At 62.3% G+C, this 16438-nt stretch carries 18 protein-coding genes; 10 read left to right on the plus strand and 8 right to left on the minus strand.

What is annotated here, in order from left to right; genetic code table 11:
- The 5 genes from EP376_RS08520 (at position 1) to EP376_RS08535 (ending at position 4093) form a co-directional block, all read left to right on the plus strand.
- Positions 1 to 1128: an FAD-binding protein gene (locus EP376_RS08520; RefSeq protein WP_127655904.1), complete on the plus strand. Its 1128-nt coding sequence runs from the start codon at positions 1 to 3 to the stop codon at positions 1126 to 1128.
- On the plus strand, positions 1125 to 1253 hold the full coding sequence (locus EP376_RS23515; protein WP_255519445.1) for a hypothetical protein: 129 nt from the start codon (positions 1125 to 1127) through the stop codon (positions 1251 to 1253). The genes EP376_RS08520 and EP376_RS23515 overlap by 4 nt, the downstream gene beginning before the upstream one ends.
- 1 nt (position 1254) lies before the next feature.
- Entirely contained in the window at positions 1255 to 2571 is a 1317-nt protein-coding gene (glcF, locus tag EP376_RS08525; RefSeq protein ID WP_127655130.1) for a glycolate oxidase subunit GlcF, read from the plus strand.
- Between the two features lie 78 nt (positions 2572 to 2649).
- Positions 2650 to 3462, plus strand: coding sequence for a trypsin-like serine peptidase (locus EP376_RS08530; RefSeq protein ID WP_127655131.1), 813 nt, complete (start codon positions 2650 to 2652; stop codon positions 3460 to 3462).
- Positions 3463 to 3622: 160 nt separating this feature from the next.
- Positions 3623 to 4093, plus strand: coding sequence for an Hsp20 family protein (locus EP376_RS08535; RefSeq protein WP_127655132.1), 471 nt, complete (start codon positions 3623 to 3625; stop codon positions 4091 to 4093).
- A 264-nt stretch (positions 4094 to 4357) separates the two neighbouring features.
- Here the strand turns inward: EP376_RS08535 and EP376_RS08540 are convergent, their stop codons facing one another.
- Positions 4358 to 4630, minus strand: coding sequence for a hypothetical protein (locus tag EP376_RS08540; RefSeq protein WP_127655133.1), 273 nt, complete (start codon positions 4628 to 4630; stop codon positions 4358 to 4360).
- A gap of 102 nt (positions 4631 to 4732) precedes the next feature.
- Between EP376_RS08540 and EP376_RS08545 the strand changes: the two genes are divergently transcribed.
- Positions 4733 to 5644: a LysR family transcriptional regulator gene (locus EP376_RS08545; protein WP_127655134.1), complete on the plus strand. Its 912-nt coding sequence runs from the start codon at positions 4733 to 4735 to the stop codon at positions 5642 to 5644.
- 41 nt (positions 5645 to 5685) lie between these two features.
- On the opposite strand, the gene polA is transcribed toward EP376_RS08545, so the two are convergent.
- A complete protein-coding gene (polA, locus tag EP376_RS08550) occupies positions 5686 to 8484 on the minus strand; it encodes a DNA polymerase I (RefSeq protein WP_127655135.1) in 2799 nt (932 codons plus the stop codon).
- Positions 8485 to 8678: 194 nt separating this feature from the next.
- On the opposite strand from polA, the gene EP376_RS08555 reads away from it, so the two are divergent.
- The gene (locus EP376_RS08555) at positions 8679 to 9194 is read left to right on the plus strand and encodes a hypothetical protein (protein WP_127655136.1); all 516 of its coding nucleotides are present in this window, start codon (positions 8679 to 8681) and stop codon (positions 9192 to 9194) included.
- 41 nt (positions 9195 to 9235) lie between these two features.
- On the opposite strand, the gene EP376_RS08560 is transcribed toward EP376_RS08555, so the two are convergent.
- Both EP376_RS08560 and EP376_RS08565 read right to left on the minus strand, forming a co-directional pair.
- A complete protein-coding gene (locus EP376_RS08560; protein WP_127655137.1) occupies positions 9236 to 9706 on the minus strand; it encodes a GNAT family N-acetyltransferase in 471 nt (156 codons plus the stop codon).
- Entirely contained in the window at positions 9703 to 9900 is a 198-nt protein-coding gene (locus EP376_RS08565; RefSeq protein ID WP_127655905.1) for a zinc-finger domain-containing protein, read from the minus strand. The genes EP376_RS08560 and EP376_RS08565 overlap by 4 nt, the downstream gene beginning before the upstream one ends.
- A gap of 137 nt (positions 9901 to 10037) precedes the next feature.
- On the opposite strand from EP376_RS08565, the gene EP376_RS08570 reads away from it, so the two are divergent.
- On the plus strand, positions 10038 to 10979 hold the full coding sequence (locus EP376_RS08570; protein WP_127655138.1) for an ABC transporter ATP-binding protein: 942 nt from the start codon (positions 10038 to 10040) through the stop codon (positions 10977 to 10979).
- Between the two features lie 98 nt (positions 10980 to 11077).
- On the opposite strand, the gene EP376_RS08575 is transcribed toward EP376_RS08570, so the two are convergent.
- Together EP376_RS08575 and EP376_RS08580 are read right to left on the minus strand one after the other, a co-directional pair.
- Entirely contained in the window at positions 11078 to 11443 is a 366-nt protein-coding gene (locus EP376_RS08575) for a histidine triad nucleotide-binding protein (protein ID WP_127655139.1), read from the minus strand.
- 11 nt (positions 11444 to 11454) lie between these two features.
- Positions 11455 to 13032 (minus strand): DUF5928 domain-containing protein, encoded by a 1578-nt coding sequence (locus EP376_RS08580; protein ID WP_127655140.1) that lies wholly within the window; start codon positions 13030 to 13032, stop codon positions 11455 to 11457.
- A gap of 155 nt (positions 13033 to 13187) precedes the next feature.
- Here EP376_RS08580 and EP376_RS08585 point away from each other — a divergent pair, with 155 nt between their 5' ends.
- Entirely contained in the window at positions 13188 to 14006 is an 819-nt protein-coding gene (locus EP376_RS08585; protein WP_127655141.1) for a sulfotransferase family protein, read from the plus strand.
- A 102-nt stretch (positions 14007 to 14108) separates the two neighbouring features.
- The gene (locus EP376_RS08590; protein WP_127655142.1) at positions 14109 to 14810 is read left to right on the plus strand and encodes a hypothetical protein; all 702 of its coding nucleotides are present in this window, start codon (positions 14109 to 14111) and stop codon (positions 14808 to 14810) included.
- Here EP376_RS08590 and EP376_RS08595 read toward each other — a convergent pair.
- Complete coding sequence (locus tag EP376_RS08595) at positions 14803 to 15795, minus strand: adenosine kinase (RefSeq protein ID WP_127655143.1); 993 nt, start codon at positions 15793 to 15795, stop codon at positions 14803 to 14805. The genes EP376_RS08590 and EP376_RS08595 overlap by 8 nt on opposite strands.
- Entirely contained in the window at positions 15792 to 16436 is a 645-nt protein-coding gene (nth, locus tag EP376_RS08600; RefSeq protein ID WP_127655144.1) for an endonuclease III, read from the minus strand. The genes EP376_RS08595 and nth overlap by 4 nt, the downstream gene beginning before the upstream one ends.
- Positions 16437 to 16438: the final 2 nt, after the last annotated feature.

Here is a 16438-nt window from a genome sequence, read left to right on the forward strand (position 1 = left end):
ATGAACGTCTCGAACGAAGCGGAACTGGTCGAGGCGATCCGGACTGCCAACGGCCCGCTCCGGATCATGGGCGGCGGCACACGGGGCGCGACCGGCGCGGAAGGCGCGCCCTTGTCGGTCGCCGGGCTGAACGAAATTTCGCTTTATGAACCGGGCGCGCTGACGATTGTGGCCGCAGCTGGAACGCCGATCTCCACGATCGAGACCGCGCTCGATGCCGGCGGGCAACGGCTGGCGTTCGAACCCATGGATTACAGGGCCCTTCTCGGCACCACGGGCGAGCCGACACTTGGCGGCGCGGTTGCGTCGGGCGCCTCCGGGCCGCGCCGGATCGTCGTGGGGGCGGTACGGGATTTCTGTCTTGGCGTGCGGTTCGTGGACGGGTCGGGCAACATCATCAAGAACGGCGGCCGCGTGATGAAGAACGTCACCGGCTATGATCTGGTGAAGCTGATGGCCGGATCGCGCGGCACATTGGGCGTTCTGACAGAAGTCGCGCTCAAGGTCCTGCCAAAGCCAGAGACGGAAGCGACGCTGATCCTGCACGGTCTGGATATTGCTTCGGCGGTGCAGGCGATGTCGGCCGCGCTGGGATCACCGTTCGAGGTGACCGGAGTTGCGCATTTCCCCTACAGCGCAGGCGACGATCCCGCGACGATGATCCGCCTCGAGGGGTTCGAACAATCCGTCCGATACCGGACCGGCGCCCTCAAGGACCTGCTCGGACACTATGGCGAGATCAGCATCGTCGAAGGCGTGCCAAGTACGACCGGATGGACCCGGACCCGCGATGTCGACATGTTCGCGGATACGCCGGGCGATGTCTGGCGGATTTCGGTCAGGCCATCGGAGGCACCGGCGATCATCGCGCAGATGGGCGACGGGGTGCGCGTGACGCTCGATTGGGGAGGCGGGCTGATCTGGGCCCTTGCCCCGGAGGGGACAGACCTGCGCGCCGCTCTGGGGCCGATCAACGGCCACGCGACACTGGTCCGCGCCAGCGCGGCGACTTTCGCAGCGATCCCGGCCCTGCCCCCCGAACCCGCGCCGCTGGCCGCGATTTCGGAAGGTCTCCGGTCCCGGTTCGATCCCCGCGGGCTTTTTTCACCGCGCAAGGTCGACGCATGACCAAGGCGGCACCGACATTCCTCAACGCGCCTGCGCTTGCGTCGTTCACGCGGGCGGCTCTTGGCCGGGTGGCCCGTTTCGGCATAGGCGCGACATCTCTCAATCTGGCACTGGCGGCACGCTGACATGCAAACGACCTTCACACCCGAACAGCTGAAAGATTCCGGCACCGCGCGCGCCAACGAGATACTGCGCGCCTGCGTGCATTGCGGGTTCTGCACGGCGACCTGCCCCACCTATCAGGTGCTTGGTGACGAACTCGACAGCCCGCGAGGCCGCATCTACCTGATCAAGGACATGCTCGAGAACGAGAGGGTTCCCGATGAAACGACGGTCAAGCATATCGACCGCTGCCTGTCCTGCCTTGCCTGCATGACCACCTGTCCGTCGGGCGTGCATTACATGCACCTCGTGGACCATGCCCGCGCCTATATCGAAAAGACCTACAAACGCCCGCTTTCGGAACGGGCGCTGCGCTGGGTGCTGGCGCAGATCCTACCCTATCCGATGCGGTTCCGCATTGCGCTTCTGGGGGCCAAGATCGGTCGTCCCTTCCGCAAGCTGGTGCCCGATGCCCGCCTGCGCGCCATGCTCGAGATGGCGCCCAAGACCATTCCGCCTGTCAGTCGCAACGACGATCCGCAGAGCTTCGCGCCCGTCGCGCCGCGGAAGAAGCGTGTCGCGCTGATGACGGGCTGCGCGCAGCGCGCGCTCAACACCGATATCAACGATGCCACGATCCGCATCCTGACCCGGCTCGGCTGCGAGGTCGTCGTGGCCGAAGGCGCCGGCTGCTGTGGTGCGCTGACCCATCACATGGGCAAGGAGGCACAGGCCCACGAGACCGCCGCCCGAAACATCCGCGCCTGGACGCGCGAGATCGATGGCGACGGCCTTGATGCGATCGTGATCAACACCTCGGGCTGCGGCACCACGGTCAAGGATTACGGACACATGTTCCGCGACGACCCTCTCGCCGCGGATGCCACCCGGGTTGCCGAGCGCGCGATGGATATCTCGGAACTTCTGATGCAACTCGACCTGCCCCAAGGGGCGGACAAGGGCCTCACTGTGGCCTATCACGCGGCCTGTTCGCTGCAGCATGGACAGCAGATCAAGACCTACCCCAAGGATTTGCTGAAACGGGCAGGATTCAAGGTCGCAGAGCCGCGCGACAGCCATCTGTGCTGTGGATCGGCGGGCACCTACAACCTGATGCAGCCCGAGATTTCGGGCCAGCTGAAGGCCCGGAAGGTCGGCACCCTCGAAGCGCTGACGCCCGACGTGATCGCAGCGGGCAATATCGGCTGCATGATGCAGATCGGGGGCGGCACCGACATCCCGGTCGTTCACACCGTCGAATTGCTGGACTGGGCCACGGGCGGCCCGGCCCCACGGGCGTTGCACGACACCGACACGGCCGTCCCGATTTTGTCGTCCTGACCTCTTGCCGCGGATTTTTCGCCCAACTTCCGCCCCAAGCGGGGTATAGGTGGGAAAGAAAGCGTCGGGAGCGGTCACGTGTATTCCAGAGTTCTTGCGGCTGCGGCCGTCATCGCGGGACTTGCGGTCCCGGCACTCGCCCAGACCGCGAACCTGTCCGCGCTTCAGACCGGGGATGATGCCCGCGGCTGGGAGGCTGTGGGCCGGCTGGATATCGATGGCAAGGGCTTCTGCACGGGCGCCCTGATCGCGCCCGACATCGTCCTGACCGCGGCGCATTGCCTGTTCGACAGCACGACCGGTGCCCGGATCGACGCGACCCGGATCGAATTTCAGGCCGGGCTTCGCAACGGCAGGGCCGCTGCATATCGCGATGTCGCGGAAGCGGTGATCCCGGCCAGCTATACCTTCGACGGCAATGTCTCGAGCGGCATGACCCGGCAGGACGTCGCCCTTCTGCGCCTGACGCAGCCGATCCGGCTGGCCACCATTGCGCCTTTCGAAACGGTTGATGCTCTGCCAAGCGGTTCGCAAGTGGGCATCGTCTCATACGCGCATGACCGGGCCGAGGCGCCGTCGATCGAACAATCCTGCGATGTTCTGGGCCAACAGGACGGTGTTCATGTGATGGCCTGTTCCGTCGATTTCGGTTCGTCGGGTGCGCCGATCTTTCTGATCGAGGATGGGCAGGCGCGGATCGCCTCGGTCGTTTCGGCCAAGGCCTTTCTCGACGATCAGCGCGTCGCGCTGGGAACCTCTCTGGCAGAGCCTCTGGCGGAACTGATGGCCGAATTATCCACCGGCATGGGCCGGTTTCAGGCCGCCCCCACGGTGCGAGTGATCGGCGGGGGTGAACGGGCCGAGACCGGCGCGAAATTCGTTCGTCCCTGACGAAGTCTCGCGATCCTCAGGGGCCCACGCGCGTCAGGCCTTGAAACCGCGAAATCCCGTTCCCAAATTCAGTGTCACAGGGTGCCAGACGGGCCCTGTGTTCCGGCCTGTCCCATGAGGGAAGGCCAATAAACTGGTATCGCTCAATGGAGGATCACCCATGCGAAGCTTTGATCTTGCACCCCTGTATCGCGCCACTGTCGGCTTTGACCAGGTCGCCGACCTGATGGATCGCGTGATGTCCAACGATATGGGGCAATCGAACTACCCCCCCTATAATATCGAAAAGACCGCCGATGACGGCTGGCGGATCTCGATCGCCGTGGCCGGCTTTTCGGACGCAGACCTGACGGTTGAACTGCGCGAAAACGCGCTGTTCGTATCGGCCCGCAAGCCCGAAGACGCCGACGAAGGCCGGACCTACCTGCATCGCGGCATCGCCACGCGCGCGTTCGAGCGCCGGTTCCATCTGGCCGATCATGTCCATGTCACGGGCGCCAGCCACGAGAATGGCATGCTCCATATTGATCTTGTGAAGGAAGTGCCCGAAGCGCTGAAACCTCGCCGGATCGAGATCGCCAGCGAGACGGTGGCCCGAAGCAACCTTGTCGAGGGCGAAACGGTCAACTGACCCACCTGCCGGACAAGCTCCGGCGAATGATCGAAGGGCGGCAATCTTGCCGCCCTTCTTTCGTGTCCGGGCCCGGGACCGGCAACCGGTGCTGCATGCCCCGTCCTGCCTTGGGCTATCCCCAGTGGATCGAGGACCCGAACGACGAATACCAATGCCTCTGGTACTGATAGTCGAAGTCGTAACCTCGGGGCGCCGGCTCTTCATCGCCAAGCACCTGATTTTCCGAGCGGAAGAACCGCGTCCAAAGCGCCAGCAGGACCATCACGCATCCTCCAGGAAATAGCTCAGCTGCTCCAGGAACCCGTAGCGGCGCATATGCGCGTCGCCCTCGGGCGTGCGGGAGGCGGCGCGCAATCCGTCAAGATCGTGAACCTTGCCAAGAATGGCCACCTGGTTGGGATCGTTGGGATCGCGGAGAATGCGGGGCACCTCGGCATAGGCGCCAAAGATTTCGCGGTGCTCTGCCTCCCATTGCGCGATGCGGTCGGGCGTGGGAACCTCCGAGATGCGGGCGATGGAGATCATGGTCGTCATGGCTGCTGTCCTTTCCAATTTGCTGATGGGAGGAGCATTGCCGAAGTTCGATTGCGTGATAACATGCGATCTATTGCGATCATAATCTCATGAGATCGAACAATGATCGACCAACTTCGCACCATGGCGATCTTTCAGGCCGTCGCCGAGACCGGCTCGTTCCGTGGTGCCGCAGGTCGGCTGGGCCTGTCCCCATCCGTCATCAGTCACCATGTCTCGTCGCTCGAGGCCGATCTGGGGCTCCCGCTGCTCTACCGGTCGACCCGGCGCATTTCCCTGACGGATGCGGGACGGGAGCTACTCGAAGCCAGCCAGAAGATGAGCGCGGCAGCAACCGAGGGCCTGATCGCGATCCAGAAACGGCGCAATCAACCCGAGGGCACGCTCACCATCACCACGAACACGGCCAGCGGGCATTGGCCCTATTCCCAGTTCTATGCTTCGTTCAGCAAGGCCTATCCGAAGGTGCGCCTGTCGATGCATATCAGCGACACCGCCGTCCCCCTGGAAGGATCGGAATTCGACGTCGCGATCCGGGGTCGCATCGACGACCTCGACGACAGCAGCTACCGCGCCCGCAAGCTGACCGAGATCGAAATCTGTCTCTTCGCGCATCCCGATTACGTGCGCAGCAGGCCCCCGCTCAGAACGATTGACGACCTCGGCGACTGGGATTTGATCCGGTCCAATCGCGGGTCATGGATGACCGGGGCGACACAGATCGATGGCACCGCCCCGAAGACCGAACCGCGCACGCTGATGATTTGCGACAATTACGCCATGGCCCGCGCTTTCGTCGACGAGGGGCTTGGCTTCATGGCAGAGACGCGCCCCCTCGTCGAAAGGGATTTCCGCGAGGGGCGGCTTGTCGAACTGCTTCCCCACCTGAAATTCAGGCCGATCACCGTTCATGCGGTCTATCCGGCCAATGCACCGAAAGACGGTTTGGCCCGGCTGTTCGTGGATCACCTGACGAAGAACTGGCCATCACTCGCCGGGGCAGCCGCCGGCTGAGCCGTCACACGGCCAGCGACAGAGGTTTCAGACCGTTCGGCCTAATGCGCCTCTGCCCAATTGTCGCCTGAGCCCGCATCGACCGACAGCGACACGTCCAGCTTCACCGCCGGATCTGCCGCGCCTTCCATGACATCGCGGGCGCGGGCGACAAGGTCGTCCACCGCGCCGTCCTCGACCTCGAAGATCAATTCGTCATGCACCTGCAACAGCATCTTTGCCGGCAGGCCCTCGATCGCGTCATCCATTCGCACCATGGCCCGGCGGATCACGTCGGCGGCCGTGCCCTGGATGGGGGCGTTGATCGCGGCGCGGCGCGCGAAACCGGCCCTTGGCCCCTTTGCGCTGATCTCGGGGGTGTGGATCTTGCGGCCGAACAGGGTCTGGACGTAGCCATGCTCCTTCGCGAAGGCGATGGTGTCGTCCATATAGGCGCGGATGCCGGGGAAGCGTTCGAAATAGCGATCGATGAAGCCCTGCGCCTGATCGCGCGGGATGCGCAGGTTGCGGGCCAGACCGAACCCCGAAATGCCATAGATCACGCCGAAATTGATCGCCTTGGCCTGACGACGGATATCCGGCGTCATCTCGTCCAGCGGCACATCGAACATCTCGGACGCGGTCATCGCGTGAATATCCAGCCCGTCTCGGAACGCCTGTTTCAGGGCGTCGATTCCGGCGATATGGGCAAGGATGCGCAGTTCGATCTGGCTGTAGTCGAGGCTGACCAGTTTCTTGCCCGGCTCTGCGACAAAGGCTTCGCGGATGCGGCGGCCCTCTTCGCTGCGCACGGGGATATTCTGCAGGTTCGGATCGGTCGAGGCAAGCCGCCCGGTGTTGGCGCCCGCGATGGAATAGCTGGTGTGAACGCGGCCCGTGTCCGGGTTGATATGTTCCTGAAGCGCGTCGGTATAGGTCGATTTCAGCTTGGATAATTGCCGCCAATCAAGAATGCGGCGCGGCAATTCGTGTTCCGTGGCAAGGTCCTCAAGAACATCGGCCCCGGTGCCATAGGCCCCCGTCTTGCCCTTCTTGCCCCCCTCGAGACCCAGTTCATCAAACAGGATCTCGCCCAGCTGTTTGGGGCTGCCCACGTTGAACGTCCGGCCGGCAAGTTCATGGATCTCGGCCTCGAGGCCCGCCATCTTCTGGGCAAAGGCGTTCGACATCCGGCTGAGCGTGTCACGATCAACCCGGATGCCCGCCATTTCCATTCGCGCCAGCACCGGAACAAGCGGGCGTTCCATCGTCTCATAAACCGTCGTCACATGGGCCTTGTGCAGCCCCGGCTTGAACGTCTTCCACAATCTCAGCGTGATATCGGCGTCTTCTGCGGCGTATTTGACGGCCTCTTCCACCGGAACCTTGTCAAAGGTGATCGCGGATTTTCCGGTGCCGATCAGCGATTTGATCTCGATCGGAAGGTGACCAAGATACCGTTCGCTCAGTTGATCCATGCCGTGATTGTGCAGCCCGCCGTGCATGGCATAGCTCATCAACATGGTATCGTCGATCGGCGCGACATTGATGCCATAGCGCGCCAGGATCTTGGTGTCGTATTTCAGGTTCTGTCCGATCTTGAGGATGCTGTCGTCCTCCAGAACAGGGCGCATCATGTCGAGCACCTCATCGAGAGGCATCTGCCCCTCGGCAAGTTCGTCAGACCCGAACAGATCGTCAGACCCGTTCTGCTTGTGCGCAAGCGGCACATAACAGGCGGCTCCGGGTTCGACAGAAAGACACAGGCCGACCAGATCGACCACCATTTCGTTCAGGCCCGTGGTTTCGGTATCGACGGCCACGTAACCTGCCTCGCGGATGCGATCGATCCAGACCTGAAGCGCGGCCCTGTCGGACACGCATTCATAGACGCCGTGATCGAAGGGCACATCCTCGACGGGCGCCTCCTCCGTATCGGCCTGCGCGGGCGGCTCTGCCACCGCAGGCGGCTCGACACCCAGCCTGTCGGCGATCCGCCGCGTGATCGTGCGAAACTCCATCTCCGAGAGAAAGGCCAACAGCGTCTCGGGATCGGGGTCGCGGACTTCGAGATCGTCGAGCCCGAAGTCAAGTGTCATGCCGCGATCCAGCTGAACCAGACGCTTCGACAATTCGATCTGCGCGCGATGGTCGATCAGGGTCTGCCTGCGCTTGGGCTGCTTGATCTCTTCGGCGCGGTCCAGAAGCTCCTCGAGCGTGCCGAATTCGTTGATCAGCAGGGCGGCGGTCTTGATGCCGATGCCCGGCGCGCCGGGCACGTTGTCGACGCTGTCACCGGCCAGCGCCTGCACATCAACGACCCGCTCGGGGCCCACGCCGAATTTCTCCTTCACGCCCTCGCGGTCGATCCGGCGGTTCTTCATCGGGTCGAGCATCTCGACCCCGTCGCCCACCAGCTGCATCAGGTCCTTATCGGAACTGACGATCGTGACCCGCCCGCCGGCATCGCGGGCCTGACAGGCCAGCGTCGCAATGATGTCGTCGGCCTCGAAACCCTCCATCTCTTCACAGGCGATGTTGAAGGCGCGCGTGGCCTCGCGCGTCAGCGGGATCTGCGGGCGCAGGTCTTCGGGCATCTCGTCGCGGTTGGCCTTGTACTGATCGTACATGTCGTTGCGGAACGTGTGCGATCCCTTGTCAAAGATCACGGCAACATGGGTGGCAGCATCGGCCCCGTTGTTCCCCTCCACATACCGCTGAAGCATGTTGCAAAAGCCCGACACGGCTCCCACGGGCAGGCCGTCCGATTTCCGCGTCAGCGGCGGCAGCGCGTGATAGGCGCGAAAAATGAAGGCCGATCCGTCGATCAGGTGCAGGTGACAGCCCTTGCCGAATGCCATGCCGGACTCCTCGCTCTAGACTGGGCAGGTTGTGGCACGGATTGCGGGGGCTGACCAGCCACCTAGAGCGGTGACGGCCCTGCGCTGGACATGGCCGGGGATCTCCTTCCGCCCCGAAATTGGCCCATTGCATCCCTCAATTCGCCTGCCTTCCGGATCACCGTGGCAGAACGTCCCGGTCAAGAGTTTCCATCATGCAAGTTCCTCATTCCAACCGCAAAGCCGCGCCGTCCAAAGCGCTCAAAGGCCTTCTGACACAGATCGTAATCGCAGGACCCGGCGCAGTTCTCGCGGCCCTCTACCGGCTCTTGCGGGAGGCACGTCGCAAGAGCCCCGGATTGGCCTGCACCTATTGCGGCTCCGGTTTGCATGATGACGGACACAACTGCACGAATTGCGGAGCGCCAAGCCCCCCGCCGCCACCCGAACCTGTCGTTACCGGACCGTCGACAACCGTTTGGGTGGCGACCCTCGCGCTGTGGTCGATGGGCGGCTTTGCGGGGCTGCATTGCCACGCGGCGCGGCGCCACTGGCGCGGCCTCATCTACCTGGCCGGCTTCTTCTGTATCTTCTTCGTGGCGACGTCCTACGATATCACGGCGCCCGGCCCTGCGTTCAACGGACAGGCCATCCTCTGGATCGGCATCGCGCTGACACTGCTGTGGGCCTATGACGGCGTGCAGATCATGCGAGGGCGCTTCATTCGCTGATGCCGGGGACCTGCATGTCTGGCGACATGCCACCTCGTAGGTCAGAGCGTTTTCCGGAATTCCCAGACCGGCAACTCGAACGTTCCACCGGGGATTTCGACCGCGCCCATGCGCTGCCCGATGTTCTGCCAGCCCGCCTTGGCATAAAATCGGGCGGCCCTGTCATTACCGACAGTGCAGATCAGCCGGGGCCTGCGGATGTCCCGTTCTGCGAATTCGGCCTCGATTACGGCCATGAACGTCCGGGCCAGCCCGGTGCCCCGCGCATGCCCGGCCAGATAGAACTGATCCAGCTCATCGTCGATCAGGGCGGCAAAGCCGGTCGGGTCTCCGACGGGGCCGGTCACCAAGACATTCGGCCATTTTTTGTGCAGGCGCCGCGTAAAGACAACCCGTGTCCGATGACGGATAAGTTCGTCGGGCGTGATCGCCAGATGGGCGAACCGCCAGCCATCGTGCCAAAGATCGGTGATCACCTCGGCTTCGGCAGGTTCGGGCCGGCGCAGGCTCAAGTGTCGGCGACACTTTCGTGGATGAACCGCTTGTCGCAATAGCCGCAATCAACCCAGCCATAGGTCGGGTCCACGCTCATCCAGACACGTGGATGCCCAAGCGCCCCCTCGCCCCCGTCACACGACACCCGCCAGGTCGAAACGACCTCCTCCGACGGGGCGGGATATGCGATACGCACCTCGGCAAGGGGCATGTCAGGGGTCTTGGTTTCGGACATAAAGCAGAACCTTCTGAGGTTGAATCGAGGACGAAAGCGGCCTAGACGCATGGGCGTTATCGCAGCTTGCCCCCGACCGGGCAAGGCCCGAACGCCCCTGCCGGAGTAGCGCAATGCCCGACCAAGCCATCGAAATCGAAGGCCTGAAGAAAACCTACCGTCCCTCTGCCAAGGCCCCGGCCAAGACGGCGCTTCACGGTGTCGATCTGCAAATTCCGCGCGGGTCGATCTTCGGGCTTCTGGGGCCGAACGGCGCCGGCAAATCGACGATGATCAACATCCTCGCGGGCCTCGTCGTGAAATCGGCAGGAACGGTGCGGATCTGGGGCTTCGATCAGGATGTGAACCCAAGGCAAAGCCGGGCGGCGATCGGGGTGATGCCGCAGGAACTCGTCCTTGATCCGTTCTTCACGCCGCGCGGCGCGCTCGAGGTTCAGGCCGGGCTTTACGGTGTCCCTCGGGCCCAGCGCCGGACGGACGAGATCCTCGATCTGATCGGGCTGGCGGACAAGGCCGATGCCTATGCCCGCTCTCTTTCGGGGGGGATGCGGCGCAGGCTTCTGCTGGGCAAGGCGCTTGTCCACAGCCCGCAGATCCTCGTACTCGACGAACCGACGGCCGGCGTGGACATCGAACTGCGCAACATGCTCTGGGCCAATATCCGCAAGCTGAACGAAGAACGGGGGATGACGATCATCCTGACGACACATTACCTCGAAGAGGCCGAGGAAATGTGCGACGAGATCGCGATCATCAACCATGGCCGTCTGATCACCCGCGACACGACCGCCAACCTGCTACAGCGCATCACCGGGAAATCGATGATCGTCGTGCCTGACGGCAATGCCACGCCCGGGGACCTGCCGCCCGGGATCACCTTCGAGACGCGGCCCGACGGCGCGCTGGCCTTTCACTATGACCAGCGCACCATGACGGCCGGGCAGGTTCTTGACCACATCCGCGACGCGAACATCCGCATCGCCGACGTCCGCACCGAAGAGGTGGATCTCGAACAGGTCTTTCTCGCGCTCACATCCGATACGCCTGCGGCCTGACGCTTATCGTCTCGCCAAGACGGCCCACGCCACAGCGCCCTTGGCGGTGCCCCGCGAGACAGGGCGAATGCGCCGGAGGCGCTCCGTTCCGAAACCGCTCAGCTCTGCACGACAAGGGGGCCCATGCGACGGCCTCCGAGGATGTGCAGGTGGAAATGCGGCACCTCCTGCATGCCGTCATCTCGGGTGTTGGCAATCGCCCGGAACCCACCCTCGACACCCGCGATGCGGCACACCTCGGCGACCGCCCGGAAGAATCCGGTTTGCTCCTCGGCGCTGGCCTCTGCCGCGAAATGATCGAGGCTGACATAGGGGCCCTTGGGGATCACAAGGACATGCACCGGCGCCTGAGGGCTGATGTCTTCGAAGGCCAGCGCATGATCATCCTCGTAGACCGTCTTGTTGGGTATCTCGCCGCGCAGGATCTTGGCGAAGATGTTCTGGTCGTCATAGGTGAATTCCATGGTCTGGCCCTTCAGTCGGAAAACAGGAACGGTGTCTCGGCGATCGTGGCGGCGACATCCTCGCTGACGGACAGGAACTCCGCAATGGGCGGGGTGTTCTCTACCGGCGTCGCCAATTCGCGCACGCGGCCGTGGTTCGGGAAATGCGCGTCCCGGATACGGTCGCTTTCATAGACGACGTCATAGCGGATCGTCGGCATCAACTGCACCAGCGTCTCGTACGGGGTCATCTCGCCGGCCAGCCCCACCCTCTGGGCGTGACCGAACAGGTATTCATCGGTGAATTCGCATTCGATCTCGAGCAGTCGGGTGGTGGACCGGTCGGAAAAGAAATCCTGCATCAGGTCGATCGAGGCCGTGTCGAGGCAGATGATCAGGCGGTCGGTCTCGTAGAAGTCGAACAGCATCCGCATCAGCGCACGCCTGTGGCGTGTCCGCTTGGCGATGGTCGTCTGGATCCCGCCCAGATCGGGAAGCGGCGTTTCCTCCTCGTTGAAGAGATAGTCCACCGCCGGGATATTCGTCGAATGCTTGATCGACCCGACAAGCCGTTTGGCCACATGCCATTTCTTGCAGGCCACGATCAGAAGTTCGCGTTCCCGGCCAAGTGACGTGTCCTTTTCCCAGAACCGCGGGGCGAACCGCCTGCCGATCCGGCCCCGCCCCGTGAGAAAGTCGAACAGGCGGCGGCCTTCGTTCGATATCTTGAAATCATCACGCTCGGACGCATAAAGCCGCCCAAGCCGCCGCTTGAGTTCCTTGGCCTCGGGGCTGATCTTGCGGGCAAAGATGTAATCCTGGCTCAACAGCAGATCGTAGTGATCGTTGTAGAACGTCACCGGCATCCCGTAGTCGGTGAACATCAGGAAGGTCAGGGTCCGGGTCCGGATCTCGGCATTCGGAACGATATGGCGCACGAGCGTCTGGAAGAACGTCTCATCCGGGATCCAGGTCGTGCGGAAGAACCGCTTGATATCGCGGCGGCGGTCCAGAAGCTCGAGGATCGATTCAATCGTGTTGCGACGCAGACACCACCACTGGCTCCCGATCATGACCTGTATGTCCGGCGGGACCTCGCGCTTGAGCCCAAGTCGCCGTTGTGTCCAGAAGCTCCAGTAGAACAGTTTTTTCTGGGTGCGTTCGTTGAACCAGTGTCGATAAATCAGCCGTTCTTCCTTCAGACCGGTCTTGATCCAGTCGCTTTCGATGAAATCGAAGCTTTCAATGTAATCGACATCCTCGGCATCGAGGAATTCATGCGCATAGCGGGCGGACTTGATCGCCATGCAATCGCCGGAAACCATGTAGAAATGGGTGGCGCGCGGAAAGGCCTTCACCGCGGCCTCGACGGCATAGAGGGTCGCCTGAACCAGGCTCCATTCTCCCCAGCCGCATTTGATCCGGCGCCGTGCAAACGTCACATTCGGGTTGTTCGCCAAGGACTTGCGTATCTTGTCGAAGGCCGCCTTTGGCGCACGCGCGTCAAAATGGATCGATATGAAATCTCCAACGGCCGTCAGCTGCTCGGCCTGCTGGATGATCGCATCGGGGTCTTTGTGACACAAAAGAATGAAGGCGATTCTTGCCAAGTTCGAAACCTACTGCCCGTCTGTGCGAGATTGTTTTCTCTTGATAGCGTGAACGCCCGTTGAATAAACAGGGTTTGTTTGTATTTTTGAACCAGTGAGTGAAGCGGCCCCGTGTTTCGAAGGGTCGGAACAACAAAAAAATCGGAGGCGGCAGCATGGGCTTTCCCGGAACCTGGATGACGGAGAGCGAGAGCGTCGTTTATCGTGTCGTTCCGAAATGTGCCTGTTCGACGATCGGGCAGATCATGTTCTACTCCGACCACGGAGAGTTCTATGATGGCGATATCCACGACGCCACGACCGGTCTGCACAAATGGGCCATCGATGCGAGCCAGGGGCCGATCACCCGCAACGTGACCAACCAGTCAAGCTTTGCCTTCACCTGCGTGCGCAATCCCTACACACGGATCCTGTCATCCTTCTTCGACAAGATTTGCGGCATTCAGCGCAACGGGAAACGGTATCGCGGCAACCTCGTTCCTCTGTTGATCCAGAAATACGGGATCGAGGTCGGCTCGCCCGAGGATGATTTCCAGTTCGACCAAATCAAATCCTTCAGGCGGTTCCTGCTTTTCGCGCGCGATACGATCCGCTGGCGCAAGCCGATGGATCCCGACATCCACTGGTCGGCCATGTCCGGCCACATCTCGACCTTCATCGTGAACGGCGGCCGCTACAACAAGATCTTCTGGACCGAAAGCTTCAACGACGGGATGCAATCCGTGCTCGACGCGATCAAGACGCCCTACCCTGTCGATCTGGATCAGATCCCGCGTTTCAACGAAAGCGAAGGCCACGGCCCAAAGCGCGCGCATCCGGTCGAGGATTACTTTGACGACCTGTCGATGCATCTTGTCTACGAGATGTACAAAAGGGATTTTCAGCTTTTCAAATATGATTTCGAAGACCCGTCCAACAAGATGCCCATCGCAGAGATCGACCTCGACGAGGTACACGCCAAGTTGGAGAATTAAGGCACTGGGTCCCGCTCGAAGGCCCCGCCGGCCTGCAAGTCCTTTTGGGGTGGAACTATTTGATTCCACCACTATTTCATTCGTAGTTAAGGAGTTTCCGGAATGACAGTCGTTCTGATTCTGGGCAGCGGGCCGAACGTTATCGAGAGCCGGCACTGGCCTCGGGACCTGTTCGATACCATCGTCACGATCAACAATGCCTGGGCCGTGCGCCCGGACTGGGATGTCCTGATCCACCCCGAGGATTTCCCGACCGAACGCCGACCGGTCGATGTGGACACCAGCCAGACGATCATCACGGCAAGGGAATTCGTGCCGGCGCAAAATGCCTTTGGCGGTTTTGTCTATGCCGGGGGCACGATGGCGTTTACCGCAGGATACTGGGCGCTTCATGCGCTGCGGCCCGATGTCGTGGCCTTCATGGGCTGCGACATGGTCTATGCGACAGGGCCGCAGACCCATTTCTATGGCAAGGGCGAGGCGGACCCGCTCCGGCCCGATATCTCGCTTCGCTCGCTCGAGGCGAAATCCGCCCGGTTCGAGGCCTTCTCAGCCGAGCAGGGCTGCGCCGTCGTGAACCTGTCTTCTGATCCGTCGCGCCTGACGTTCCCGCGTGCCACGCCCGAGGCTGTGGCGGACACCACCCCGCGTTCGCCGGTTGCAGACCGCGTCAGCGAGGCCCTCGCCGCCGAAGAGGCGGCCGGCTATTTCGTGGAAAGTGGCCGCTACTGGGAAGAAGAGGATCGTTTCGATCCGGCCGTCATCGACCGGATCGACGCACTCTGGCTTCGCGCCTTCAGTTAAGCCCATGCCTTTCGAACAGGGCGTGAAGGTCCGCTTCGGGCCGCGCCCCGATATGGCTGATGATCTCGGACGCCGCGACACATCCGATCCGGCCGCATAGCTCAAGGCTCCGCCCCTCGGTCAGCGCCCAGAGGAAGGCGCCTGCGAAAAGATCGCCCGCGCCCGTCGCATCGACGATCTCGGTGGGGATCGCCGGGGCGTGCCACCGGTCGCCGCCAGACAGGATATGCGCGCCGTTCTCGCTGTCGGTGCAGGCGAGGATCTCGACCTCGGTTGCCGCCTGCGCAAGAGCCGCGTCAAAATCGTCCGTCTGATACATCGACAGAAGTTCCGCCCGATTGCAGAACAGCAGATCGACCCCGTCGACGATCATCTGGCGAAACGCATCCCTGTGACGCTCGACACAGAACGGGTCCGACAGGGTCAGCGACACCCGCCCACCGGCGCCCTTGGTCGCACGGATGGCCTTGGCAAACGCCTCGTGACTTTCGGGGCCGTCAAAGCGGTACCCCTCGAGATAAATCCATTCGGCGTCGGCCATCTGCGCATCGTCGATGTCCGACGGCTCCAGAAATTCGGTCACGCCCAGATAGGTGTTCATCGACCGCTCCCCGTCCGGCGTGACAAGCACGATGCAGCGGCCCGTCTCGTGTTCGGCGGATTTGGGTGCCAGAGGCGTGTCATAGACCGCCCCTTGCGCGCGCAGGTCATGGGCAAAGATGCCGCCAAGCTGATCGTCCTTGACCTTGCCAACATAGGCCGTCCGGCCACCCAACTGGGCAATGCCGGCGATGGTGTTGGCTGCCGATCCGCCCGAGATTTCCTTGGCAGGCCCGATCCGGGAATACAGGTCCACCGCGCGATCCATGTCGATCAGTTGCATGATGCCTTTTTCGATCCCGGCTTCGGATAGGAACCCCTCATCGGCCCGGGCAAGGATATCAACCATGGCATTCCCGATGCCGACCACCTGAAACTTCTTCATAAATTCTTGTCCTCGAATTTGCAGATATCTCTAATGATGCAGGCCGCGCATTTCGGCTTGCGGGCAACACAGACATAGCGCCCGTGCAGAATCAGCCAGTGATGAGCGTGCAGCTGGAAATCGGCGGGCACATTGTCCTCGATCGCACGTTCGACCGCATTCACATCCTTGCCCGGCGCGATCCCCGTGCGGTTGCCGACGCGAAAGATGTGGGTATCGACGGCCTGTGCCGGTTGCCGCCACCACATGTTCAGAACCACGTTCGCCGTCTTGCGCCCGACACCCGGCAGGGATTGCAGCGCCGCGCGTGAATTGGGGACCTCGCCTCCGTATTCCTCGACAAGGATACGGCTCAGCTTGATGACGTTCTTGGCCTTGTTCCGGAACAGGCCGATTGTCTTGATATGCTCGATCACCCCGTCTTCGCCGAGATCGAGCATCTTCTGCGGCGTGTCGGCCAGCTCGAACAGCTTCTTCGTCGCCTTGTTCACCCCGGCATCCGTGGCCTGCGCCGAAAGCGCGACCGCCACGACGAGCGTGTAGGCGTTGACGTGATGAAGCTCTCCCTCCGGTTCAGGCTCTGCCGCCTGAAACCGAGAGAAGACCTCTCGCATCTCGTTGTATCCAAGCTGTTTTGCCATCG

The sequence above is a fragment of the Alexandriicola marinus genome, assembly GCF_004000435.1.
In the GTDB taxonomy this organism is placed as follows: Bacteria; Pseudomonadota; Alphaproteobacteria; order Rhodobacterales; family Rhodobacteraceae; genus Alexandriicola; species Alexandriicola marinus.

Excerpts from the sequence above, each read along its gene's own strand:
- EP376_RS08520 (WP_127655904.1), top strand. The coding sequence starts at position 1 with ATGAACGTCTCGAACGAAGCGGAACTGGTCGAGGCGATCCGGACTGCC.
- EP376_RS23515 (WP_255519445.1), top strand. The coding sequence starts at position 1,125 with ATGACCAAGGCGGCACCGACATTCCTCAACGCGCCTGCGCTTGCGTCG.
- glcF (WP_127655130.1), top strand. The coding sequence starts at position 1,255 with ATGCAAACGACCTTCACACCCGAACAGCTGAAAGATTCCGGCACCGCG.
- EP376_RS08535 (WP_127655132.1), top strand. The coding sequence starts at position 3,623 with ATGCGAAGCTTTGATCTTGCACCCCTGTATCGCGCCACTGTCGGCTTT.
- EP376_RS08540 (WP_127655133.1), bottom strand. The coding sequence starts at position 4,630 with ATGACGACCATGATCTCCATCGCCCGCATCTCGGAGGTTCCCACGCCC.
- EP376_RS08545 (WP_127655134.1), top strand. The coding sequence starts at position 4,733 with ATGATCGACCAACTTCGCACCATGGCGATCTTTCAGGCCGTCGCCGAG.
- polA (WP_127655135.1), bottom strand. The coding sequence starts at position 8,484 with ATGGCATTCGGCAAGGGCTGTCACCTGCACCTGATCGACGGATCGGCC.
- EP376_RS08555 (WP_127655136.1), top strand. The coding sequence starts at position 8,679 with ATGCAAGTTCCTCATTCCAACCGCAAAGCCGCGCCGTCCAAAGCGCTC.
- EP376_RS08565 (WP_127655905.1), bottom strand. The coding sequence starts at position 9,900 with ATGCCCCTTGCCGAGGTGCGTATCGCATATCCCGCCCCGTCGGAGGAG.
- EP376_RS08570 (WP_127655138.1), top strand. The coding sequence starts at position 10,038 with ATGCCCGACCAAGCCATCGAAATCGAAGGCCTGAAGAAAACCTACCGT.
- EP376_RS08575 (WP_127655139.1), bottom strand. The coding sequence starts at position 11,443 with ATGGAATTCACCTATGACGACCAGAACATCTTCGCCAAGATCCTGCGC.
- EP376_RS08585 (WP_127655141.1), top strand. The coding sequence starts at position 13,188 with ATGGGCTTTCCCGGAACCTGGATGACGGAGAGCGAGAGCGTCGTTTAT.
- EP376_RS08590 (WP_127655142.1), top strand. The coding sequence starts at position 14,109 with ATGACAGTCGTTCTGATTCTGGGCAGCGGGCCGAACGTTATCGAGAGC.
- EP376_RS08595 (WP_127655143.1), bottom strand. The coding sequence starts at position 15,795 with ATGAAGAAGTTTCAGGTGGTCGGCATCGGGAATGCCATGGTTGATATC.
- nth (WP_127655144.1), bottom strand. The coding sequence starts at position 16,436 with ATGGCAAAACAGCTTGGATACAACGAGATGCGAGAGGTCTTCTCTCGG.